Here is a 22,056-nt window from a genome sequence, read left to right as displayed (position 1 = left end):
CGCGGACGCCGGGCCCGCCGCCCGGCGTCCGCGCCCGTCAGGACGGCCGGTCCGGGTGGCCCGGGACTCTGCCGCCGGACGACCGCTCCTCCCCGGCCGGGGCCGGGGGCGGCCACCGGGCCGTTCAGGCCGGCGGTTCCCCGTCCGCCGTGGGTTCCCCGTCGGCCGTCGGCTCCTCGCGCAGTCGGGCGCCCGCCGCCGAGGCCAGGACCGTCTCCACCGTGTCCGCGTCCTCCGCCCGCTTGTCCTCCCGGTAGCGGACGACGCGGGCGAAGCGCAGGGCCACGCCCGCCGGGTAGCGGGTCGAGCGCTGGAGCCCGTCGTAGGCGATCTCGACGACCAGCTCGGGGCGGACCGTCACCGTCCACCCGTCGTCGCGCACGGCCAGCTCGCCCAGGCGCCGCGTCTGCCACTCCAGCATCGCGTCCGTCATGCCCTTGAACGTCTTGCCCAGCATGGCGAACGAGCCGTCCGGCCGGCGCGCGCCCAGGTGCAGGTTGGACAGCTTCCCGGTGCGCCGGCCGCTGCCGCGCTCGACGGCCAGCACCACCAGGTCCAGGGTGTGCACGGGCTTCACCTTCAGCCAGGAAGCGCCCCGCCGGCCCGCGGTGTACGGCGCGCCCAGGGCCTTGAGGACCACGCCCTCGTGGCCGCGCCGCAGCACCTCCGCGGCGAACGCCCGGGCCGCCGCCCGGGTCTCCGCGTCCGCCGGGTCGGCGGCGACCAGCCGGCGGACGCGCAGCGGCTCGGGCACCACCCGGGCCAGCTCGGCGTGCCGGTCCGCCGTCGACAGCTCCAGCAGGTCGCGGCCGTCCACGGCCAGCAGGTCGAAGAAGACCGGCGACAGGGGCAGGCCGCCCGGCGAGCCGGAGCGGGTGCCGACCCGGCTCGCCACGTCCTGGAACGGGTGCGGCCGGCCGGCCGCGTCCAGGGCGATCACCTCGCCGTCCAGGACGGCCGAGGTGACGGGCAACTCCAGGGCGGCGGACGTCAGTTCCGGCAGCCGGTCGGTGATGTCGTCCAGGGTGCGGGTCCAGACGCGGACCTCGGCGCCGTCCCGGTGCACCTGGACGCGGATGCCGTCCAGCTTCTCCTCCACCGCGCACGGCCCGAGCCGGTCCAGCCCCTCGTCGACGTCCTTGGCCGTCTGCGCGAGCATCGGCTGCACCGGGCGCCCCACCCGCAGCCGGAACGCCTCCAGCGCCGGCGGGCCGTCCGCCAGCAGGGCCCGGGCCACCGTGCCCAGCGAGCCGCCGAGCATCACCGCCCGCCGCACCGCGTCCGGCGCCGCGCCCGTCGCCGCCGCCAAGCCCTCGGCGGCCAGCGCGTCCAGGGCGCCCTGCCGCAGCTCGCCGCCGATCAGCCGGAGCAGGAAGCGCTGCTCCTCCTCGGTGGCCCGGGCCAGCAGCGCGTCCAGCCGCCGCTTCCGCTCGGTCTGCGCCCCCTTGCCGGCCACCGCCGCGATCGCCGTGAGCGCGGCGTCCACCTCGGCGACGGTCAGCGAGGGCGCCGCCGCCGGCGGGGGCGGGTTCCGCAGGGTGCTCCAGCCGAGCCCGGTCCTGCGCTGCGGCAGCCGGCCCGCCAGGTACGGCACCACCAGCGGCCCCTCGTCCGGCTCGGCGTCCCGGAACAGCCCGGCCAGCAGCGCGACCTTCGCCGACCGCGCGCGGACCGCCGCCACCTCGGCGGACACCCGGGCGAGCTCGGCCAGCAGCATGCCCCCATCCTGCCCCGGGACCGGCCGGGCCGCAGTCCGGGGTCGGGCGCCGTGCCGGTCCCGCGAGCGGCCGGGGCGACTTCCGGGAAGGTCAGGCGCCGTGCCGCTCCCAGAAGGCGCAGTGGTGGACCGCCGCCGCGTCCACCGGCCGGCTGCCGCCCGCCCCGGGGGCCAGCCACCGTACTCGCGGCCGCGGGCCGTCGTAGCGCGGCCACCCGCCGCCCGGGGCGGAGGTCCGCGCGAACCGCGTCCACGCGTCCGTCATCCGCGCCGACAGCGCGCGCTGAGCGGCCGTGAACGGCGCCCGGACGTCGAACAGGTAGGTCAGCTCGAAGCCGTGCGCCGCCCCGTAGGGCACCTCGGGGACGGTGGGCAGGCCGAAGACGTTGGGCGCGTTCCGGTCGGCGAAGTCGTACCCGTACACCGGCGTCCGCGCGGCCAGCAGCCGGTTCGCCCGCAGGGTGGTGCAGGTCCAGGAGCGGTCGGTGAGGACGGCGGCCCAGGCGAGGGCGGGCGTGGGGAAGTCGCGGGCCGGGTAGCGCCGTTCCACGGCCGCCGCCGCGTCGCCGAAGGACCCGCGCAGCCGCTCCCGGTAGTCCCGCTCGGTCCGGACGGGGAACGCGGCGAACGCGTCGGCGACGAAGTACCGCATCTCGTCGCGGTTGGTGCCCTGGACCACCGGCACCCGCCGGAAGCGGCCCGCCCGCAGGGCCCGGCCCGGCTCCTCCGGCAGCAGCCGGTTGCCGTATGCGACGAGGGAGAACGCCCGCATCAGCTCGGGCGTCGCGAGCCTGGCGGCAGGCAGCGCCCGCAGGCAGCGCAGGGCCTCCGCCCCGCCCCCGCAGCCCAGCCGCCGCGCCGCCGCGTCACCGGCCGCGCGGACGGCGCGCTCCGGCGCCCACGGCGACCACGCCGGCGAACCCGGCACCACGGCCCCCTTCGGCATGCTCGTCAGACACGACCCGCTCTGCATCACCGCCCGCCGGAACAGCCCGGCGGAGGACGGCGCGACGAGGTGCGCGCAGGTGCTCAGGGCGCCCGCCGACTCGCCGAAGAGGGTCACCTGCCCGGGGTCGCCGCCGAAGCGTCCGGCGTTGTCCCGGACCCAGCGCAGCGCGGCCTGCTGGTCGGCGAGGGTGAGGTCCGGCGCCCCGCCCAGCCCGGGGTGGCCGAAGAGGCCGAAGACGCCGAGCCGGTAGCCGACCGTCACCACCACCGCGTCCCCGCGCGTCGCCATCCGCCCGGCCGGATAGTCGGCGGCCGAGCCGGTGACGAAGGCGCCGCCGTGGATCCACACCATCACCGGCCGGCCCCGGGCCGGCGCCCGTCCGGCGGGCCGGGTGACGTTCAGCCGGAGGCAGTCCTCGGAGCCGAGGAGCGCGCCGGTCCGCAGATCCGCCTGCGCGCACCGGGGACCGGGCGACCCCGCGTCCCGCACGCCCCGCCACGGCCGGACCGGCGCCGGGGGCCGCCAGCGCCGGGGGCCGGTGGGCGGCTGGGCGTACGGGATGCCCTGGAAGGTCTCGTACGCCCCGTGGGCCCGCCCCTTGACGGCCCCCTGCGCGGTGCGGACGACGGGATCGGCGCGGCGGGGCGCGGCGTCGGCCGGGCCGGGGGCGAGCGCGGTGGCGCAGGCGAGGAGGGCGGCCGCGGCACCGGCGCGCAGGGCGGCGCGCCGGCGGCCGGCGGGGCGGGAAGGGGGCATGCTGACGCTCCTTCGACGGAAGGCGGCACCGGTCATACGAGACTCGCCGGGTGCGCGCGTGCTTCCGGGGATCCTTCCCACCGGCCGTGCCCCGCACGGCACAAGGGCATCATCGATCGGCGCGAACGGCCGAACGCACTACCCCGTGCGCGCCGCCTCGCGCTCCCGTTCCCGCCCCGCCGCGTCACTGATCCGCAGCAGCAGGGCGATCATCAGCCAGTTGGCGACCAGCGAGGAACCGCCCTTGGCCAGGAACGGCAGGGCCTTGCCGGTCAGCGGGATCAGCCCCATGACGCCGCCGGCCACCACGAACACCTGGAGCGCCAGCGCCGCCGCCAGCCCCACCGCCAGCAGCTTGCCGAACGGGTCGCGGGAGCGCAGCGCCGCGCTCAGCCCGCGCTGCACCAGCAGCGCGTAGACGAGCAGCACCGCCGTCAGCCCGGCCAGCCCCAGCTCCTCGCCGACCGTGGTGAGGATGAAGTCGCTGCGCCCGGCGAACCCGATGAGCTCCGGGTGGCCCAGGCCCAGCCCGGTACCGGAGAGGCCGCCGCTGCCGAACGAGAACAGCGCCTGCGCGGCCTGGTCGGAGATCAGCCCCGGCGGCCGCTGGTCCTTGGGCAGGTAGATGTCGAAGGGGTGCAGCCAGGCGACGATGCGGCCCTTGACGTGCTGTTCCGTCGAGCCGACGGCGGCGGCCCCGACCACGGCCATCAGCAGTCCGCACAGCACCCAGCTGGTGCGTTCGGTGGCCGCGTAGAGCATCACCACGAACAGCCCGAAGAAGATCAGGGAGGTGCCCAGGTCCCGTTCGAGCACCAGTACCAGCAGGCTCAGCACCCACACGGCGAGGATGGGCGCGAGCTGCCGGCCGGGCGGCAGGCGGAAGCCGAGGACCTTGCGGCCGGTGAGCGCGAGGGCGTCGCGGTGGGCGACCAGATAGCCCGCGAAGAAGATCGCGATCATGGTCTTCACGAACTCGCCGGGCTGGAACGACAGCGGCCCCAGGAAGATCCACCGCTTGGCGCCGTAGGTGTCCCCGGGGAACGCGGCGGGCGCCATCAGCAGGATCAGCGCCACGGCCATGGTCAGGTAGATGTACCGCTGGAGCCACCGGTGGTCCCGCAGCGTCACGAGGACCCCGACGCAGACGGCGACGCCGATGACCGTCCAGAGCAGCTGGCCGGGCGCGGTGCCGGGGGAGTGGTACCGGGCGGCGTAGGCGTGGTCGAGCCGGAACAGCAGCACCAGGCCGAGGCCCGACAGCAGGGTGGCGAGCGGCAGGATCAGCGGGTCGGCGTGGCGGGCCCACCGGCGCAGCACCAGGTGCGGCACCAGGGCCAGGCACACCATGGCGCCGGCGAAGCCCGGCAGGCCGTCGGGGACCCGGCCCTCCGTGGCCAGGCCCGCGTACAGATAGCCGAGGACGCTGACCGCGACGGCCAGACAGAGCAGCACCGCCTCGTGCCGCCGGCGGCGTCCGCGGGCGGCCGGGAGCGCGGCGGGAACCTCGTCGCCGCCGTCCGCCACCCGTACCGGTTCCACGCTCACACCCGTCATGATGATCGACCCGGGGCGCGGGAAACCCGGGAGGGCTCACGATTCCTTCGCAATCCGGCGACTCCCGTCCCATCCTCGACATTCGCTATGTGCACGCCACCAGCGTCACATATCCGACAAGGAGGACTGCTCTCCGGCGCTCCGTGGTAGCCCTGCGTCATGATCGGGTCGCCCAGGGTGGCCCATGGGCCGGTTACGCCCCTCGGGGCCGCCCCGGTGGCGTAACCGGCCCGGGGCGGTACGGGTTGACCCCTCGGCGGCGCGCGGTCCCCGGGCGCCGCTGTCCACCGGGTCCGCGGCGCGGGCCCCTCGTGACAGGACGGAGAGTGGTTCATGAGCAAGCGCCAGAAGGGCCGCAGGCACCGCCGGGTCAACCGGACCCCACGGCCGGTCGGCGGCTCGTCCCGCCCGGAGAGCCGCCCGGAGGCCCGCAGGGAGCCTCGGCCCGAGGTGCGGGCGGAAGCCCTGGCGGAGGCGCGGCCGGAGGGTTCGGCGGGGCCGGAGGGTTCCGTGCGGCCGGAGGGCTCGGTGCGGTCGCGGGTGAAGGCGGCCGTGGAGGGCCGGGCGGGAGTCCGGGCCGGGGTTCGTGGCGAGGCCGCTGCGGACGCCTCCGCCCAGGACCTGCCGGGCGCCGGAACCGGGGCTTCCGTGGACGCGCGGGCCGGTGGTCGCCCGGCGGGCGTGCCCGGGCTCGGCCGGCACGAGGCCCGCACCTGGGACGGGCTGCGGTCGCGCGGAGCCGACGGAGCGTCCGTCGACGACCTCTGCGCGGCCGTCGGCTACCAGCCGCGCACCATCCTCAAACACGTCACCGGGCTGGCCGGCCACGGGCTGGCGGAGCAGCGCGGCGACCGCTGGTACGCGCGGGCCGGCGAGGGGGTCCTGGCCGGCGCGCAGGGCGGCTGACCCCGTCGCGGCGGTCGCCCGCCGGGCCATTCGTTCATCCGCCCGGGTGAATACCCGTGAACCCATGCGGTGCCGAGGTCTGATGATCTACTCTCGCCCGCATGCCCGACATGGATGAGATCATCGGACGGATCCGCCGTGACATGGACACACAGCTGCGGAAACGCGCGCGGCGGGCGCTCGGCGAGGGAGTGGACCGGGCCGGCTGGGCCGCCGAGGCGGGCTCGCCCCCGCCGGGCGTGACCGCGCCCCCGGCGCCCGGGGGCGCGGAAGCGGTGGCGGCCGCCGCACGGCGGGCCGCCGGTGAGGGCGCGGGCCCCGCGGAGATCCTGACGCGCTGACGGAACGCGGCCGCGTGCGGCGCGTTCCTCGGGTGAACGCGGTACGGGCCCGCGCGGCCGCCTGGGGCGGTCGCGCGGGCCCGGTCGTCCGACCGCGTCGCCGTGGGCCGGGGCCGGGCGGTCAGGGCCGTGTCCCGGGCCCGGCCGGATCGGCGCGGGTGCCCGCCGGCCGGTCAGCGCCGGGTACGGGCCCGGCTCGCGCCCATGCCCGCCAGGGCGAGGGCGACCACACAGCAGAGGGCGCCCACGATGACGTTGCTGACGTTGGCGCCGGTGGTGAACGAGTGCCCCGACACGACCCAGGGCGAGATGATCGTCCAGACGCCGATGGCCAGGGCGGCCCAGCTCATGGCGTGGGTGCGTTCGTAGGCCGATCCGAAGCCGCCGACCAGGAGGGCGAAGGCGACACCAGTGATCAGGTTGTTGGCGGTCAGGGTGGAGAAGCCGTTGAAGCCGACGATCCAGGGCGAGGCGGCCAGGTAGACGCCGCACAGCAGGGCGAGGGCCTCCACGGCTTGGGCGGCGGGCTGCGCCGTCGTCTCCTCGGAGTGGGCGCGGAGCGCCATGATGTCCGGGTGCTGGTCGATCCGGGGTGACGTAGGGGCGGTCACGTCAGCCACCTTCCTTCCCAAACGAGGATTCGGACCTTCTTGTAGTTTAACCGGATTGGCGGCAACTTCACCTGAAAGGAGTTGTTCGTCCTCTTTTGCAAGGTTCACCGGAAAGGCGGACGATGGTCCGTTCCGGTGACGCGCCCCCACCGGCGCGTACCGGACGGATGTGCGGGGAAGGCATTGCCTTCCGGGGCCGGAGCCCCCGGCCCATCGCACGGCACCTCAGGGGGAGGTACCACCCATGGACAACCCCACAGGGCAGGAAGAGCGGATCCAGCCGCGCATACCGGCCCTCGACACGACGACGGGCCCCACACCCGTCGGCCCGCCCGCCCGGCGCGCCGCCCCGCGCGGCGAGTACGACACGGCGGGCGACGACGACGATCCCGAGCCGCACATCATCCGTGGCACGGACTGACACCACCGGCGGACCCGGCCACCGGGCCCGCCGGCGCGGGCGGCCCGCCCGCACCCGGTGAGGGCAACGCTCACGGCGCGTTCCCCGGCCGGAAAGATCCCCGTGACCCGCGGCTCGCCCGGACCGCCGACAACAGCGGTATGCGCGTCGCCATCGTCACCGCGTCGTTTCCCCCGGACGTCAACGGCATCGCCCACCAGACCTGGGAGACCGCCCGGCAGCTGGCGCTCAGTGGCCACGAGCCGCTGGTCGTCGCGCCCGCCCGGCCGTCCGCCCGGTGCGCGGGCGGCACCTCCGGCGAAGGGCGCGCACCCGTCGTCCCGTTCGTCCCCGTAGTCCGGCTGCCCACGCTGCCGCTGCCGGGACACCCCGCCGCCGTCCGCCGCCCGCCGCTGCCCGGCCGAGGGCTGGCCCGGGCGCTGGCCGCCCACCGGCCGCACGTCGTCCACCTGACCGCGCCCGGCCTGCTCGGTGCGCGCGGCCTGGCCGCCGCCGCCCGGCTCGGCGTCCCCGCCGTCGCCGTGCACCTGGCCCCGGCCCCCGAGCGGGCGTCCGCCGAGACCGCCGCCCGGCGGCGGGCCCGCGCCCCGCACACCGTCGCCGACCGCGTCCTCGCGCCCTCGGCGGAGACCGCCCGCGCCCTGGCCGGCCACGGCGTGCCCGGCGCCTTCCTGTGGCCGCCCGGCGTGGACGTGGAACGCTTCCACCCCGACCGCCGCGATCTCGAACTGCGCCGGGCGCTGGCCCCCGGCGGGGAGCTGCTGGTCGGTTACGCCGGCCGGTTCGTGCCCGCCAAGCGGCTGGAGCTACTGGCCCCCGTCTGCGCCCTGCCCGGCGTACGGCTGGTGCTGGCCGGTGACGGCCCGTCCGCCGCCGGCCTGCGGGCGGCCCTGCCCGGAGCCCGCTTCCTCGGCTGCCGCCGGGGCGACGACCTCGCCCGGATCCTGGCCTCGCTCGACGTCTTCGTCCACCCCGGCCGCCGGGAGGCCCACTGCCACACCGTCCACGAGGCCCTCGCCAGCGGCGTCCCCGTCGTCGCCCCCGCCGCGGGCAGCGCCTCCGGCCTCGTCCGCCACGCCCGCACCGGGCTTCTCGTCCGCCCCGACGACGCCCGTGCCCTCGCCGAGGCCGTCCTCGCCCTGGAAACGCGCCGTCGCCGCGTCGAGTACGGCCTGGCCGCCCGCGCCTCCGTCCTCACCCGCACCTGGCCGGTCGCCGTCGGCGAACTCCTCGACCACTACCGGGAGGTGGCGAGGGGTCCGCGGGCGCGGGTGGGCGGGTGAGGCGGACATCCGGGCGGTCGACGTCCGGTGGTTGTCCTCCGGCGGTTGTCCTCCGGTGGTCGTCCTCCGGCGGGCAGCGGGCAGCGGGCGGCGGGCGGCGGGCGCGGCGTGGTTCGGGCGGTGTCGGTGCCGCTCGCGAGTCCGTGAGTCCGTGAGTCCGCGAGTTCGTGAGGCCGTGAGGTCGTGAGTCCGCGAGTCCGCGAGGCCGCGAGGCCGCGAGGCCGTGGGGCCGTGGGGCCGAAGACCGTGGGGCCGTGAGGCCGCGAGTCCGTGAGTCCGTGAGTTCGTGAGTCCGCGAGGCCGCGAGGCCGTGGGGCCGTGGGGCCGCGAGTCCGTGAGTCCGTGAGTTCGTGAGTCCGCGAGGCCGCGAGGCCGTGGGGCCGTGGGGCCGTGGGGCCGCGAGACCGTGGGGCCGTGAGGCCGCGAGTCCGTGAGTCCGTGAGTTCGTGAGTCCGCGAGGCCGTGAGTCCGCGAGGCCGTGGGGCCGCGAGGCCGTGGGGCCGTGGGGCCGCGAGGCCGTGGGGCCGTGGGGCCGCGAGACCGGGTGGCCGTGAGTCCGCGAGACCGGGTGGCCGGGCGGCCGGTCTCGGGGGCCGGACGCCGTCCGGCACGTGGTGGCCGTGCGCGGCACGGCGGGACCGGGGTGCTCGGGAGGGCCGACCGGGCCGCGGCCGGTGTGTGGTGGAGGCCCGGGTCCGGCCGGCGGTGGCGCCTAGGGTGCGCGGCGCGATCCGGGGCGCGCGGCGGGAGGCGCTTTGGGGCGGTGGGCCGGGCCTCTCCCCGCGGTTCCCCGCGGTTCCCCGCGAAGTCCCTCGGGCTCATCCGGCCCGGGACGCCGCCTCGCGGCCTCGTCCCGCCTGCCGTGTACCGGCCGCGCCGGGGCGTCCGCGGCACGGCGTCTGGTGACCGCCGGGCCGACGGACGCCCCCGCGGACGGCAGGCCGCCCGCTCAGCCTCCGCGTACCACCGCGAAGCGGACCGGTGTCCCCGGGACCGCCTGTGCCGCCGCCGCGAGGGAGGGTTCGGGGACGACGCCGACGACCGGGTAGCCGCCCGTTGTCGGGTGGTCGGCGAGGAAGACGACGGGGCGGCCGTCCGGGGGGACCTGGACCGCGCCCAGGACCATGCCCTCGGAGGGCAGTTCGCCCGGGGCGGAGCGTTCCAGGGCGGGGCCCTCGGTGCGCAGGCCGATGCGATTGCTCGCGGACGACACCCGGTAGGCGCCGCGCGCCAGGGCGTCCAGGGCCGTCGGGGCGAACCAGTCGGCGCGCGGGCCGGGGACGAGGGGCAGCACCAGCGCGTCGGCGGGGGGCGCCGCGCAGGGGACCGCGTCGACGGGGGCCGGCGGGCCGCAGGGGGCGCCGAGCGGGAGCACGGCGCCGTCCGTCAGCGGCTCGGGGCCGAGGCCGGAGAGCAGGTCGCGCGAGCGGCTGCCGAGGACCGGGGGGACGGCCACGCCGCCCGCGAAGGCGAGGTACGAGCGCAGCCCCGCGCGGGCCCGGCCCACGTCGATCACCGTGCCCGCCGGGACCCGCACGGGCGCGCCCCACGCGGCCGGCCGGCCGTCCACCCGTACCGCGCAGGGCGCTCCGGTGACCGCGAAGGTGACGGCCGCGCCGACCCGCACGGCGCAGCCGTCGACCGTGGTCTCCAGGGTCGCGTAGGTCTCGGGGTTGCCGACGAGCCGGTCGGCGAGCCGGTGGGCGGGGGCGTCGAGGGCGCCGGAGCGGGGGACGCCGAGGTGGGCGTGGCCCGGCCGGCCGAGGTCCTGGACGGTCGTCAGCGCCCCCGCGCGGACGACGGTCAGGGCGGTCACCGGACCGCCTCGAAGCGCACCCGGGTGCCGGGGGCGAGCAGCGCGGCCGGTTCGCGGCCGGGGTCCCACATCACGGCGTCCGTCCGGCCGACGAGCAGCCAGCCGCCGGGGGAGGAGCGCGGGTAGACGCCGGTGTACGGGCCGGCCAGCGCGACCGAGCCGGCGGGGACGGCGGTGCGCGGGGTGGCCCTGCGTGGCACGTGCAACTCCCGGGGCAGTCCGGTCAGATAGCCGAAGCCGGGGGCGAAGCCGCAGAAGGCGACCCGGAAGTCGAGGGCCGAGTGGATGCCCGCCACCTCCGCCTCGCCGACGCCCCACAGCGCGGCCACGTCGGCGAGGTCCTCGCCGTCGTACCGCACCGGAATCACCACGGGTTCGCCCTCGGCGGGCGGCAGCGGCGGCACGGTCCAGCCGGCGAGGTCGGCCGCGAGGGCGCCCGGGTCGTCCACGCCGTCGAGCAGGACGGTGCGCGCGGCGGGCACGATCTCGGAGACCGGCGGCAGGGCGCCCGCCTCGCGGCGGCGCAGGAGTTCGGCGTGCAGGGCCTGGGCGGCGGCGGTGTCGGCGACCTCGACCAGCAGCGCGTGCCGCCCGACGCGCAGCGGGCGCGGCGCGCCGTCCCCGGGTGCGGCGCTCACGCGAACGCCTTCAGCCGGACGTCCGCCGCCTCCAGCGCCGTCCGCACGCGCCGGGCCAGCGCCGCCGCGCCGGGCGTGTCGCCGTGCAGGCAGAGCGAACGGGCCCGGACGGCGACCTCCTCGCCGGTGAGCGCGGTGACGGCGGCGTCCCGCGCCAGCCGGACGGACCGGGCCACCACGGCGTCCTCGTCGGTGACGACCGCGCCCTCCTCCCGGCGTGGGACGAGCGTGCCGGCGGCGGTGTACGCGCGGTCGGCGAACGCCTCGGCGACGGTGGGCAGTCCGGCCTTCGCCGCCGCCGCGAGCAGCCGGGAGCCGGGCAGGCCGAGCACGGGCAGCCGCCCGCCGGCGCGCAGGACGCCCGCCGCCACGGCGGCCGCCTGTCCGGCGTCGGTGACCGCGCGGTTGTAGAGCGCGCCGTGCGGCTTCACATAGGCGACGTCGCCGCCGGCCGCCCGGGCGAACACCCGCAGCGCGCCGATCTGATAGGTGATCTCGTCGGCGAGCTCGTCCGGCGGCACGTCCATGGCGCGGCGGCCGAAGCCGGCCAGGTCCCGGTACGAGACCTGGGCGCCGATCCGGACGCCGCGCGCGACGGCGAGTTCGCAGACGCGACGCATCGTCGAGGGGTCGCCGGCGTGGAAGCCGCAGGCGACGTTGGCGCTGGTGACGATGGACAGCAGGGCGTCGTCGTCGGTCAGGTGCCAGCGCCCGAAGCCCTCGCCGAGGTCGGCGTTGAGGTCGATGACGGGGGCGCCGGCGGCGGGGTCGCCGACGGCGGGAGCGGGGTGCGTCACGGGCGGTTCTCCAGCATCGTGTCGACGATGAGCTGCCGGGCGTCGTCCAGATAGGCGGTCAGCTCGGCCTCGGCGCGGTCGGTGCGCCCTTTGGCGAGATACCGCTCGATGGTGCGGTTACGGATCAGGAACGGCTGGTGGAAGCCGCGCGGCGACGGCATCGCGTGGAAGGCGAGCCGGAGTTCGGCGAGCAGCCGGTCCATCGTGGCGTCGATCCGCGGGCTGCCGCTGAGCGCGGCCAGGGCGCGGTGGAAGCGCAGGTCGGCGGTGGCGACCGCGGGCCAGTCGCCGTCGTCGGCCGCCCACTCGGCCTCCGCCACCGTCATGGTGACGGCCTCGCGCAGCGCCCGGGGCGCCTGGTCGGCCGCGCGTACCCCGGCGAGTTCCAGGGCGGCGCGCAGCCGGTAGATGTCGGCCACGTCCGCCGGGCCGGGCGACCGGACGAACACGCCCCGGTTCAGCCGGTGTTCGACGAGGTTGTCGTGGACGAGGAGGCGGAACGCCTCGCGCAGGGTGTTGCGCGAGACGCCGAGGTCCTGGCCGAGGGCCTCCTCCGAGAGCTGGGTGCCGGGCGACAGGACGCCGCCCTCGATGCGGTCGCGGAGCACGGCGGAGACGCGCTGCGCGGTGGAACGGGCCATGACTTCTCCCGGGGAGAGGGTGACCGGCGTGTCTCGTGTGGGGGAGCGGCGCGGTCCGGTGGTGAAGGCCGCACGCGAACCCTTGAGGATTGTTGAACAACATCTTAGCCTCCTCGGCAAGTCGCCTCACCCTTTTTCCCGTCGAGCGGGGGCTTGAGCGGCCCGGAACTCCGGGTTCTCCCAGGGCTCTTCGGCGCTCCCCGGGATCCCCTGACAGTTACGCGTCACATCGTTGAACAAACGGAAGGCGGGGCCCATGCTCGTACTCCTGGGCGTCCTCGTGGTCGTGGCCGGATTCGCCACCCGGCGCAACCCCCTGCTCGTGGTCGGTGTCGCCGGCATCGCCACCGGCCTGCTCGGCGGTCTCTCGCCGCGCGAGGTGCTGGCGGCGTTCGGCACCGGTTTCGCCTCCAGCCGAGGCGTGACGATCTTCGCCGTGACCCTCCCGGTCATCGGCCTCCTGGAGCGCCACGGCCTGCAGATCCAGGCCCGCCGGCTCGTCGGCCGCTTCGCCCGGCTCACCACCGGCCGTTTCCTCGCCCTCTACCTGCTGCTCCGCCAGCTGACCGCCGCGGTGGGCCTGGGCGGCGCCTTCGGGCACGCGCAGACGGTGCTCCCGCTGGCCGCGCCGATGGCCGAGGGCGCCGCCGAACGCCGGCACGGCGGGCCGCTGCCCGCGAAGGTCCGGGAGCGGATACGTTCCTTCGCCGCGAGCGCCGACAACGTCGGCTTCTTCTTCGGCGAGGACGTCTTCCTGGCCGTCGGCTCGATCCTGCTCATCACCGGCTTCGTCAACACCACGTACCACACCCGGCTGGAGCCGCTGGAGCTCGCGCTCTGGGCGATCCCGACGGCCGTGTGCGCGCTGGCGGTGCACGGGTGCCGGCTGCTGCGGCTGGACCGGACGCTGTTCGCGGCGCCCTCGGGCGCGGACGGGCCGCCGAACGCGGACCCGGCAACGGCCGACGGCTCGGTACCCGTTGAGGACGCGTCGCCGTCCGGAACCACTCCGGCCGCCACGGCCGCGTCCTCCGGCGCGGGGTCGTCCGCCGGCGGGGCGTCCGCCAAGGCGCCGTCCGCCGACGCGCCGTCCGGCACCGCGCCTGCCGGGCCCGCCGCCCCTTCCGCTCCCGGCGGGAGGCGGGCCGATGATCAAGGCGGAGTGGTTCTTCTGGCTCGTCGGCGGTCTCTTCCTGGTGATGGCCGCCCAGATGCTCGTCCAGGGCGGCAACGAGCGGCCCCGCGGCAGCGCCGCCTTCTGGGGCCTGCTCGGCGTCGGCTTCATCTACGGGACGTGGGTGGCGGACGGCAGCGCGCCGCCCGAACCGCTCGGTGCCGCCGTCCTCGTCATGATCTGCGTGGCCGGCTTCGGCAGGACCGGGCGCGGCGTCCCGCTCACGGGGAAGGCGGAGGAGGCGGCGGCGAAGCGGCGCCTGGAGAGCGCCGACCGGTTCGGCGGGTGGCTGTTCCTGCCCGCCCTGACCATCCCCGCCGTCGCCCTGTTCTGCGCCGTCGGCCTCAAGAAGGTGCACTGGGACGGCCGACCGCTGCTGCAGAAGGGCAGCGAGACGATCCTCGGGCTCGGTATCGGCGCGGTCGTCGCGCTCGTCGTCGGCATGGTGCTGGTCCGTGAGCGGCGGCCCGCCGAGCCGGTGGCCGCCGGGCGTTCGATGCTGGAATCGATGGGCGCGGCGCTGCTGCTGCCCCAGTTGCTCGCCACCCTCGGCGCCATCTTCTCCGTCGCCGGGGTCGGCGAGCAGGTCCGCAGGATCACCACGGCCGTGCTCCCCGAGGGCTCGGTCTTCCTCGCGGTCGTCGTCTACTGCGCGGGGATGTTCGTGTTCACCGTCGTCATGGGCAACGGCTTCGCCGCGTTCCCGGTGATGACGGCCGCCGTGGGCTGGCCCGTCCTCGTCGAGCAGGCGCACGGGAACGCCCCGGCCGTGCTGGCCGTCGGGATGCTCGCCGGCTTCTGCGGCACCCTCGTGACGCCGATGGCGGCCAACTACAACCTGGTGCCGGCGGCACTCCTCGAACTCACGGACCAGTACGGCCCCATCAAGGCCCAACTGCCCACGGCGTTCGTCCTGCTCGGATGCAATATAGCCATCATGTACCTTTTCGCGGTATGAGGGGTGGGGGCGGAGGGGTGGCGCGCGAGAGCCCCCTCCGCCCGCCCCTTCCACCGTGCCGTTTCGTCCGATGTCAGGGCGACCGCCTACGCTGTGCGACGTGACTTCTCCAGCCCCGGCGGCCGTTCCGCCCCAGCTCAACGGGCCCGTGCCCACCCGAGCTCCCGGCCATGCCCGGGCAGCGACCCCCGTCGCCCCGGGCCCGGCCGCCGACGAGGGCCTGGCCCGGCGCCTGCGCGCGCTCGCCTGCACGGCGCCGCTGCACGACCTCGACGTCCGCAAGGCGAACCTCGCGGGCGAGTACGGCGTCTACGCGATGGCCGAGGTGGCCCTGGCCGCCATCGACCTCGTCACCCTCACCATGGACTTCGACACCGGCGCCGACCACGAGCAGATAGTGACCCGGCTGCTGCCGCGCGTCGCCGCCCAGGCGCCCGAGCGCCCCGCGGCCGAGCACGAGCGCGTCGCCCGGTGGGTCCTGGAGAACCTCGTCAACGTCGGCAGCGTCGACCGCGGCTTCCGCGCCGTCTACGGCACGTTCGGCACCGACGGCGCCTACGTCCGCCGCGACTACGACTTCAAGCTGATCGAGGAGGTCCCGGGCCCCGGCGGCACGGTCTTCCTGCGCACCACCGACGAGGCGGTCAACGTCCTCGTCGGCGCCCTCGACACGGACGTCACCAGCGCGCAGATCGCCGCCGAGGTCAAGCTGGAGGTCCTGGTCAGCCGGGGCCGCCTCGCCGATGCCCAGCTCGCCGCCGAACAGGCCCGCTACCGCACCGTCCAGTACGCCGAGACGCTCCGCAAGACGCTCGACGCCACCCGGCGCAACGTCCGCGCGGTGGACTGGCTGCGCACCGTCCCCGACATGATCGACGAGGCGCTGGAGCACGTCGCCGAGCGCTACCGGCACGAGAACGCGATCCTCACCAACATCCGCAAGGTGCGCGACGAGGCGTCCTCCGGCGTCGACCCCGAGCACAAGCGCCGCGCCGCCGAGCTCGTCGACATCGTCAAGGACTGCATCCGCCGTCACACCCAGCTCCAGTCGCGGCTGCTGGAGGCGGGCCCGCTGTTCCGCGCCGAGCAGGACCGGCAGGCGTTCGCCACCCCGTCCTCCGGTGCCGGTCTCGACCTCTACGGGCAGCTCCTCGCCCCCGTCCTGCCGCTCCCGCTCGAACAGGCGGGGCGCGTCACCGACGCCTTCTTCGCCCGCGGCACGGGCCTGCGCACCCCGGCGTCCGTCCGCGTCGGCGACCTCGTCGACCTGCTGCTCACCCCGCCCGCCGAACGCGAGCACCTCGGCGCGGAGATGCCCGAACCGGACCTCATCGCGACCCCCGACGACAGCCGCTTCAGCGAGGAGCAGCTCGCTCATGCCATGGAGCTGCTGAGCCTGCCGCCGGACGCGCCGCGGCGGCTGTCCGGCCTGCTCGCCGAAGCGCGTCTCCGGGATCCGGAACTGCCGTACCTCGTCGCCCTGCTGGCCGTGCACGCGGCCAGCCCCGCTGTGGGGACGGCTTATCGGCAGGGGGAGCGGTCCTTGCTGTTCGCCGTGGACGACGGGACGGTTCTGGACGATCCGGAGTTCGGCGGGGCCGATCTGATCGTGGGGACGGCGTTGCTCGACGCGGCCGGGATGGCCGCGGACCGCTCGGAGGCGTCGTGAGCAGGCCCCGGTCCCGCCCTTTCACCGTTTCTCGTGGGGGCTCCGCCCCCACACCCCCGAAGCGCGCACTCCAGCCCGTCCGGCGTTTGAGGACGAGCGGCGAAGCCGCGAAAAGCGGGGTCTGGGGCGCAGCCCCAGGAAACGGCGAAGGGGCGGGACCGGGGCATCCCTCCCCCCACAGCAGCGACAAGCACAGGAGCACCAACCGTGACTGACTACGAGGCCGACGACACGGCGTACGAGGGCGCGCCCGACGAACGGCCGGAGCGGCCGGCCAACGCCCCGTTGACCCCCGCCGACGCCGCCGACGCCGCCAGGCTCGTCGCCTTCGGCCTCCAGCCCAAGCTCCAGCCCGCCCGCGACGCCGACTACGCCGAACTCCTGCGCCGCCACCGCGACGACCCCGCCTTCGCGCGCCTCGCGGACGCCGTCGCCGCCGGGCTCGGGCTGGTCGTGCTGGAGGTGTCCACCCGGGCCGGCATGGCCGTCACCGCCGCCGAGGACTCCGTCTTCGCCGTGCGGATAAGCGACTACGCCCGCCGGGCCACCGCCGACTCCGGCGACCGCTTCCTGCACGGCCTCGCCCACCTCGCCGTCGCCGCCATGGCGTTCCCGCGCCCCGAGGACCTGGCCGACGACGGGTACATCGGCCGGATCACCGTCAACGGCGTCGACGCGTTCGTCCGGCAGGCCTGCCGCCGGCTGGAGGAGCGGGCCGCCGAGACCGGCGAGAACACCGACCCGGTCACCGACGCCCCCGGCCTGGAGGCCGCCTGGCGGGTCTACGCGCGGCGCAGCGCCACCGGCGCCACCAAGGACGCCCGCCGCCTGGCCGGTTCCACCACGGGCATCATCGCCAAGGCCGTCGCCTTCCTCGTCGACTCCGGCTTCCTCCAGCGCACCGGCGACGACGCCGGCGGCGCCTACCGCACCACGCCGCGCTACCAGCTCCAGGTCCGCGACATGGCCGGCAGCGCCGCCATGGCCGAGCTGCTGGAGCTGGGCGTCGTCCCGGTCGGCGACGGCACCGCCACGCTGCTGCCGCCGGACGACGCCGAGGACCTGGACCTGGTCGCCGACGCCGGCCTGCCGTTCCACTCCTGACCCCCGAACCTCCCTACCGTCACACCGCGACAAACGAGAGTCCGCCATGTACGAGCTGTCCCGGGTCCGCCTCTACTCCATCGGGCCCGCCGGTGCGCGCTACGCCGACACCGTGCTGGACCTGCGGGGGGTGGGCGCGCCCGTGCCGTCGCCCGCGCCCGCGCAGGCGGATTTCTTCGAGGAGGAGCCGGTCGGCCCGCCGCGCCGCCCCGCGCCCGCCGGCGTGCTCTTCCTGGAGAACGGCGGCGGCAAGTCCGTCCTGCTCAAGCTGATCTTCTCGGTGATGCTGCCCGGCCACCGCAACACCCTCGGCGGCGCGAGCTCCGGCGTCCTCCGCAAGTTCCTGCTCGCCGACGACTGCGGCCACGTCGCCCTGGAGTGGCAGCACGTCCTCACCGGTGAGACGGTCGTCGTCGGCAAGGTCAGCGAGTGGCGCGGCCGGCAGGTCTCCAACGACCCGCGGAAGTTCGCCGAGGCCTGGTACTCGTTCCGGCCCGGCCCGGGGATGAGCCTGGACGCGCTGCCCGTCGCGGAGTCCACCGCCATGCGCCCCCGCGCCGAGGGCGCCTCCACGGCCCGCGGCCGCCGCCGGACGATGAAGGGGTTCCGCGACGCCCTCACCGAGGCCGGCAAGGCGTACCCCAACCTCGACGTGGTGTGGGAGGAGGTCCACGAGCGCTGGAACGAGCACCTCGGCGAGCTCGGCCTCGACCCCGAACTCTTCCGCTACCAGCGGGAGATGAACGCCGACGAGGGCGAGGCCGCCGGCCTCTTCGCGGTCAAGAACGACTCCGACTTCACCGACCTGCTGCTGCGCGCCGTCACCGACACCCGCGACACCGACGGCCTCGCCGACCTCGTCCACGGCTTCGCCCACAAGCTCGGCCGCCGCGCCGAGCTCACCGCCGAACGCGACTTCACCGCCGGCTCCCTCGACCTGCTCTCCCGCATCGTCGACGCCGGCGCCCGCCGCGACCAGGCGCGCGGCGTCCACGCGGGCGCCGAGCGCCGTACCCGCGTCCTCGCCCGCCGGCTGTCCGCGCGCGCCGCCGAGGAGCGGGGCCGCGCCGGCGAGCTCGCCGACCAGGTGGCCGCCGCCGCGCACCGCGTCACCGACGCCGAGACCGCCCGCGAGCACGCCTCCCGGATCGCCGCCGAACTCGCGTACCGGCACGCCTCGTTGGCGCTCGCCGCCGCCGAGAAGGCCGCCGCCGGCCGCCGCCGCGAGCTCAACGACGCCCGGACCCTGCACTCTGCCTGGCAGGCCGCCGAGACCGTGCTCCGGCACCGGGCCGCCGCCGACCGCTCCGCCCGCGTCGCCGCCGCCATCCACGAGGCCGAACGCGACGCCGCGCCCGCCCTCGCCGCCCGCACCAAGGCCGCCGCCGCCCTCGTCCGCGCCCTCAACGCCGCCGCCGAGCAGGGCGAACGGCTCGCCGACGAGCAGGAGCAGCGCTCCGCGGTCCTCCAGGAGACCGGCGAGGCCGCCCACCGCGACGCCACCGCCGCCGCCACCGAGGCCCAGCGCGCCCGCAGCGAGGCCGGCCACCTGCGGCAGCGGCTCGCCGAGGTCGAGCAGGAGACCGCCGACGCCGTCCGCGCCGGCTGGCTCGACGACAGCGCCCCCGACGCCGACCCGGCCCGCGCCGCCCTCGCCGCCAGCGACGCCGAGAAGACCGCGGCCGCCGCCTACGAGGCCGCCAAGGAGGCAGCACGGACCGCTGCCGACCGGGCGAGGGAGACGGCCGCCGCCGAGTCCCGCGCCGAACTGGCCGCCGCCCGCTCCGCCGACGCGGCCACGGCCGCCGCGGGCGCGTACGACGCCGAGCGCCGACTCGCCGAGTCCCTCGGCGCCGAGCCGAGGCTCGCCGAACTCCTCGGCCTGCCGCAGCCCGCCGCCGGCCAGGTCCCGGCCCAGCGCGGCGCCCCCGCTGGTCAGGACGGCCGGGAGACGGCGGGCCCGCTCACCGCCGAGGAGCTGGACCGCAACGCGGACGCCCTCCGCGAACTCCTCGACGACACGGTCGCCTCCGCCGAGCGGCAGCTGTTCGACCTGCGCACCGCCGCCGCCGACGACTCCCGCATCCTCGGCGCCCTCGGCGACGGCGGCCTGCTGCCGGCCGGCCCCGACGTCCTCGCCACCGTCGAGTACCTCGGCGAGCACGGCATCCCCGCCCTCCCCGGCTGGCGCTACCTCGCCCAGGCCGTCGACCCCGCCGACCACGCCCGGGTCCTGGCCGCCCGCCCCGAACTCGTCGACGGCGTCGTCATCACCGACCCCGACGCCCACGGCCGCGCCCGCGAGGCACTGGCCGACGCCTCGCTGCTGCCGCGCTCCGCCGTCGCCGTCGGCACCGCCGCCGCCCTCCTCGCCCCCGTGCCCGAGACCGAAGGCGACAGCGGCGTCTTTCTCGTACCGCCGAACCCCGCCATGCACGACGAGCGCGCCGCCGACGAGGAGCGGCACGCCCTCCGCGAGCGCGCCGCCGCCCGCGACGAGGAGATCCGCGCCGTCGCCGCCCGCCTCGCCGGCGACCGCGCCCTCGCCGCCCGCCTCGCGTCCTGGCGGTCCGGCTGCCCCGAGGGCCGGCTCGCCGAACTCGCCGCCGAGGCCGAGCGCTGCCGTACCGCCGCCGAGGAGGCCCAGGAGCAGCTGACCGCCGCCCGGACCGCCCGCGCCGAGGCCGACGAGACCGCCGCCGAGACCGCCCGGGTCCGCGACGAGCGCCAGGAGGCCGCCCAGCGCGCCCGCCGCGTCGCCGACGCCCTGGCCGGCCTCGCCCACCGGCTCCGCGAACGCGCCCACTGGCAGACCCGGCTCCGCGAACTCGCCGAGGAGGCCGCCGAGTACGAGGAGCGCGCCGCCGCCTGCGTCGACCGCGCCCGCGCCGCCGACGAGGACCGCCGCGCCGCCCAGCGCGCCGCCGACGACGCCCACCGCACCGCCCGCGCCCTGCGCGCCGAGCGCGCCGAGATCGCCGGCGCCCCGGACGACGTCCCCGACGACGCCGAGGCGTCCACCGACTCCCTCCCCGCCCTCCGCGAGGCCTACCGGGCCGCCTCTCAGGTGTACGAGAAGGTCGGCGTCGGCGCCGACCTGCGCGCCGAACAGGCCCGCGCCGAGAGCGACGAGAGCGCCGCCCGCGCCGAACTCGACCGCCTCACCAACAAGGTCCGCACCCGCGCCGCCCAACTGCTGGAGGGCACCGACGGCGCCGACGGCCCGTCCCGCCAGGCCGCCGCCGCCCGCGCCGAGGCCCTCGTCCAGCTGCTGGAAGGCCGCGCCTCCGCCGCCAGCGAGCAGCTCGGCCGCCTCCGCGGCGAGGCCGAACGCCTCGCCCCCGCCGACGGCGAGTCCCACACCGAGCTCCCCGACGAGCAGGTGCCCGCCGACGCCGACCAGGCCAAGGAACTGCTGCGCACCGCCACCGCCGAACTCACCGCGCGCACCGACGCGCTGGAGGAGGCCCGCACCGCCCACGCGAGCCTGCTCCGCGCCCACCGCGCGGCGGAGGACGCCGCCACCGGCTTCGACGACACCGCCGCCCTCCTGCGCGACCTGCTCCGCGACAACGCCCCCGACGACGAGGAGACGGCCCCCGAGCCGTACACCGGCGGCCTGGAGGAGGCCCGGCAGGTCGCGGCCGAGGCCCGGCGCTCGCTGCGCGGCTGCGCCGGCGACCTCTCGGCGGCCGAGGCGGCCGTCCGCGAGGCCAGCGACGTCCTCGTCCGGCACGCCAACTCCACCCGCTACGAGCACGTCCGCACCCCCGCCCGCCAGCAGATCCGCGAACTCCCCGCGTCCGCGCTGCCCGAGCACGCCGCCGCCTGGGCCGACGCCTTCGCGCCCCGGCTGCGCGTCCTCACCGACGAGCTCGACCAGCTCGAACGCAACCGCGACGGCATCGTCGACCGGCTGCGCGGCCTCGTCGAGTCCTCGCTCACCACGCTCCGCTCCGCCCAGCGGCTCTCCCGACTGCCCGAGGGCTTGGGGGAGTGGTCGGGCCAGGAGTTCCTCCGCATCCGCTTCGAGGAGCCGGACCAGAGCACCCTCACCGAACGGCTCGGCGAGGTCATCGACGAGGCCACCCGCTCCGCCGTCAAGAAGAACTCCGACCTGCGCCGTGACGGCATGTCGCTGTTGCTGCGCGGTGTCCGGGCGGCCCTGATGCCGCGCGGCGTCGCCGTCGAGATCCTCAAGCCGGACGCGGTGCTGCGCGCCGAGCGGGTGCCCGTGGGGCAGATGGGCGACGTGTTCTCCGGCGGCCAGCTGCTGACCGCCGCCATCGCCCTGTACTGCACGATGGCCGCGCTGCGCAGCAACGACCGGGGCCGGGACCGGCAGAAGCACGCGGGCACGCTGTTCCTGGACAACCCGATCGGCCGGGCCAACGCCACGTACCTGCTGGAGCTCCAGCGGGCCGTCGCCGACGCCCTCGGCGTCCAGCTGCTGTACACCACCGGCCTGTTCGACACCACGGCGCTCGCCGAGTTCCCGCTGGTCATCCGGTTGCGCAACGACGCGGACCTGCGGGCGGGCCTGAAGTACATCAGCGTCGAGGAACACCTGCGGCCCGGACTGCCGCAGCCCGACCCGGAGTCGGAGCCGGTGCACGGCGAGATCACGGCGACGCGGATGTTCCGGCGGCCGGAGGAGGAGCCGCGGCCGGAGCCGATGCCGGCCGGGCGCTGAGCGGGGGCTGAGCGGGGGCCGGTGG

The 22,056-nt window shown here is 76.7% G+C and carries 16 protein-coding genes and 1 pseudogene; 9 read left to right on the top strand and 8 right to left on the bottom strand.

What is annotated here, in order from left to right; translation table 11 throughout:
* Positions 1-124: 124 nt before the first annotated feature.
* From ACSNOK_RS14740 to ACSNOK_RS14730, 3 genes are all read right to left on the bottom strand, one after another.
* Positions 125-1,717 carry an ATP-dependent DNA ligase gene (locus ACSNOK_RS14740; protein WP_436781106.1) on the bottom strand — a complete coding sequence of 531 codons (1,593 nt, stop codon included), beginning with the start codon at positions 1,715-1,717 and terminating at the stop codon, positions 125-127.
* Positions 1,718-1,808: 91 nt separating this feature from the next.
* The gene (locus ACSNOK_RS14735) at positions 1,809-3,422 is read right to left on the bottom strand and encodes a carboxylesterase/lipase family protein (RefSeq protein ID WP_436781105.1); all 1,614 of its coding nucleotides are present in this window, start codon (positions 3,420-3,422) and stop codon (positions 1,809-1,811) included.
* Between the two features lie 138 nt (positions 3,423-3,560).
* Complete coding sequence (locus ACSNOK_RS14730; protein ID WP_436781104.1) at positions 3,561-4,979, bottom strand: FtsW/RodA/SpoVE family cell cycle protein; 1,419 nt, start codon at positions 4,977-4,979, stop codon at positions 3,561-3,563.
* Positions 4,980-5,312: 333 nt separating this feature from the next.
* Between ACSNOK_RS14730 and ACSNOK_RS14725 the strand changes: the two genes are divergently transcribed.
* Together ACSNOK_RS14725 and ACSNOK_RS14720 are read left to right on the top strand one after the other, a co-directional pair.
* Positions 5,313-5,885 (top strand): hypothetical protein, encoded by a 573-nt coding sequence (locus tag ACSNOK_RS14725; RefSeq protein WP_436781103.1) that lies wholly within the window; start codon positions 5,313-5,315, stop codon positions 5,883-5,885.
* Positions 5,886-5,986: 101 nt separating this feature from the next.
* Positions 5,987-6,226: a hypothetical protein gene (locus ACSNOK_RS14720; RefSeq protein ID WP_436781102.1), complete on the top strand. Its 240-nt coding sequence runs from the start codon at positions 5,987-5,989 to the stop codon at positions 6,224-6,226.
* Between the two features lie 173 nt (positions 6,227-6,399).
* On the opposite strand, the gene ACSNOK_RS14715 is transcribed toward ACSNOK_RS14720, so the two are convergent.
* A complete protein-coding gene (locus tag ACSNOK_RS14715) occupies positions 6,400-6,837 on the bottom strand; it encodes an SPW repeat protein (protein ID WP_436781101.1) in 438 nt (145 codons plus the stop codon).
* Between the two features lie 244 nt (positions 6,838-7,081).
* Between ACSNOK_RS14715 and ACSNOK_RS14710 the strand changes: the two genes are divergently transcribed.
* Positions 7,082-7,258 carry a hypothetical protein gene (locus ACSNOK_RS14710; RefSeq protein WP_436781100.1) on the top strand — a complete coding sequence of 59 codons (177 nt, stop codon included), beginning with the start codon at positions 7,082-7,084 and terminating at the stop codon, positions 7,256-7,258.
* Between the two features lie 140 nt (positions 7,259-7,398).
* Entirely contained in the window at positions 7,399-8,541 is a 1,143-nt protein-coding gene (locus ACSNOK_RS14705; protein ID WP_436781099.1) for a glycosyltransferase, read from the top strand.
* 949 nt (positions 8,542-9,490) lie between these two features.
* On the opposite strand, the gene ACSNOK_RS14700 is transcribed toward ACSNOK_RS14705, so the two are convergent.
* From ACSNOK_RS14700 to ACSNOK_RS14685, 4 genes are read right to left on the bottom strand one after another with little or no spacing between them, the layout of a single operon-like run.
* On the bottom strand, positions 9,491-10,357 hold the full coding sequence (locus ACSNOK_RS14700) for a biotin-dependent carboxyltransferase family protein (RefSeq protein WP_436781098.1): 867 nt from the start codon (positions 10,355-10,357) through the stop codon (positions 9,491-9,493).
* Entirely contained in the window at positions 10,354-10,995 is a 642-nt protein-coding gene (locus tag ACSNOK_RS14695; RefSeq protein ID WP_436781097.1) for a 5-oxoprolinase subunit B family protein, read from the bottom strand. The genes ACSNOK_RS14700 and ACSNOK_RS14695 overlap by 4 nt, the downstream gene beginning before the upstream one ends.
* Positions 10,992-11,792 carry a LamB/YcsF family protein gene (locus ACSNOK_RS14690; protein WP_436781096.1) on the bottom strand — a complete coding sequence of 267 codons (801 nt, stop codon included), beginning with the start codon at positions 11,790-11,792 and terminating at the stop codon, positions 10,992-10,994. Before ACSNOK_RS14690 ends, ACSNOK_RS14695 begins: the two co-directional genes overlap by 4 nt.
* Positions 11,789-12,433, bottom strand: a complete 645-nt coding sequence (locus tag ACSNOK_RS14685) for a GntR family transcriptional regulator (RefSeq protein ID WP_436781095.1) — start codon at positions 12,431-12,433, stop codon at positions 11,789-11,791. Before ACSNOK_RS14685 ends, ACSNOK_RS14690 begins: the two co-directional genes overlap by 4 nt.
* Before the next feature lie 256 nt (positions 12,434-12,689).
* Between ACSNOK_RS14685 and ACSNOK_RS14680 the strand changes: the two are divergent.
* The 5 genes and pseudogenes from ACSNOK_RS14680 to ACSNOK_RS14660 form a co-directional block, all read left to right on the top strand.
* Positions 12,690-13,343: pseudogene (locus ACSNOK_RS14680) on the top strand (DUF969 domain-containing protein); the annotation flags it as partial.
* A gap of 238 nt (positions 13,344-13,581) precedes the next feature.
* Entirely contained in the window at positions 13,582-14,565 is a 984-nt protein-coding gene (locus tag ACSNOK_RS14675) for a DUF979 domain-containing protein (RefSeq protein WP_436781094.1), read from the top strand.
* A 100-nt stretch (positions 14,566-14,665) separates the two neighbouring features.
* Entirely contained in the window at positions 14,666-16,234 is a 1,569-nt protein-coding gene (locus ACSNOK_RS14670) for a hypothetical protein (RefSeq protein WP_436781093.1), read from the top strand.
* A gap of 285 nt (positions 16,235-16,519) precedes the next feature.
* Positions 16,520-17,338 (top strand): hypothetical protein, encoded by an 819-nt coding sequence (locus ACSNOK_RS14665; protein WP_436781107.1) that lies wholly within the window; start codon positions 16,520-16,522, stop codon positions 17,336-17,338.
* A gap of 46 nt (positions 17,339-17,384) precedes the next feature.
* On the top strand, positions 17,385-22,031 hold the full coding sequence (locus tag ACSNOK_RS14660; RefSeq protein ID WP_436781092.1) for a hypothetical protein: 4,647 nt from the start codon (positions 17,385-17,387) through the stop codon (positions 22,029-22,031).
* Positions 22,032-22,056 lie beyond the last annotated feature (25 nt).

The organism is Streptomyces sp. URMC 126 (genome assembly GCF_051386555.1).
Taxonomy (GTDB): domain Bacteria; phylum Actinomycetota; class Actinomycetes; order Streptomycetales; family Streptomycetaceae; genus Streptomyces.
This window is presented reverse-complemented; position numbering and strand designations above follow the sequence as displayed.

Bases quoted from the DNA above. Each gene is read 5' to 3' on its own strand.
- ACSNOK_RS14740 (WP_436781106.1), bottom strand. From the start codon at position 1,717: ATGCTGCTGGCCGAGCTCGCCCGGGTGTCCGCCGAGGTGGCGGCGGTC.
- ACSNOK_RS14735 (WP_436781105.1), bottom strand. From the start codon at position 3,422: ATGCCCCCTTCCCGCCCCGCCGGCCGCCGGCGCGCCGCCCTGCGCGCC.
- ACSNOK_RS14730 (WP_436781104.1), bottom strand. From the start codon at position 4,979: ATGACGGGTGTGAGCGTGGAACCGGTACGGGTGGCGGACGGCGGCGAC.
- ACSNOK_RS14725 (WP_436781103.1), top strand. From the start codon at position 5,313: ATGAGCAAGCGCCAGAAGGGCCGCAGGCACCGCCGGGTCAACCGGACC.
- ACSNOK_RS14720 (WP_436781102.1), top strand. From the start codon at position 5,987: ATGCCCGACATGGATGAGATCATCGGACGGATCCGCCGTGACATGGAC.
- ACSNOK_RS14710 (WP_436781100.1), top strand. From the start codon at position 7,082: ATGGACAACCCCACAGGGCAGGAAGAGCGGATCCAGCCGCGCATACCG.
- ACSNOK_RS14705 (WP_436781099.1), top strand. From the start codon at position 7,399: ATGCGCGTCGCCATCGTCACCGCGTCGTTTCCCCCGGACGTCAACGGC.
- ACSNOK_RS14685 (WP_436781095.1), bottom strand. From the start codon at position 12,433: ATGGCCCGTTCCACCGCGCAGCGCGTCTCCGCCGTGCTCCGCGACCGC.
- ACSNOK_RS14675 (WP_436781094.1), top strand. From the start codon at position 13,582: ATGATCAAGGCGGAGTGGTTCTTCTGGCTCGTCGGCGGTCTCTTCCTG.
- ACSNOK_RS14660 (WP_436781092.1), top strand. From the start codon at position 17,385: ATGTACGAGCTGTCCCGGGTCCGCCTCTACTCCATCGGGCCCGCCGGT.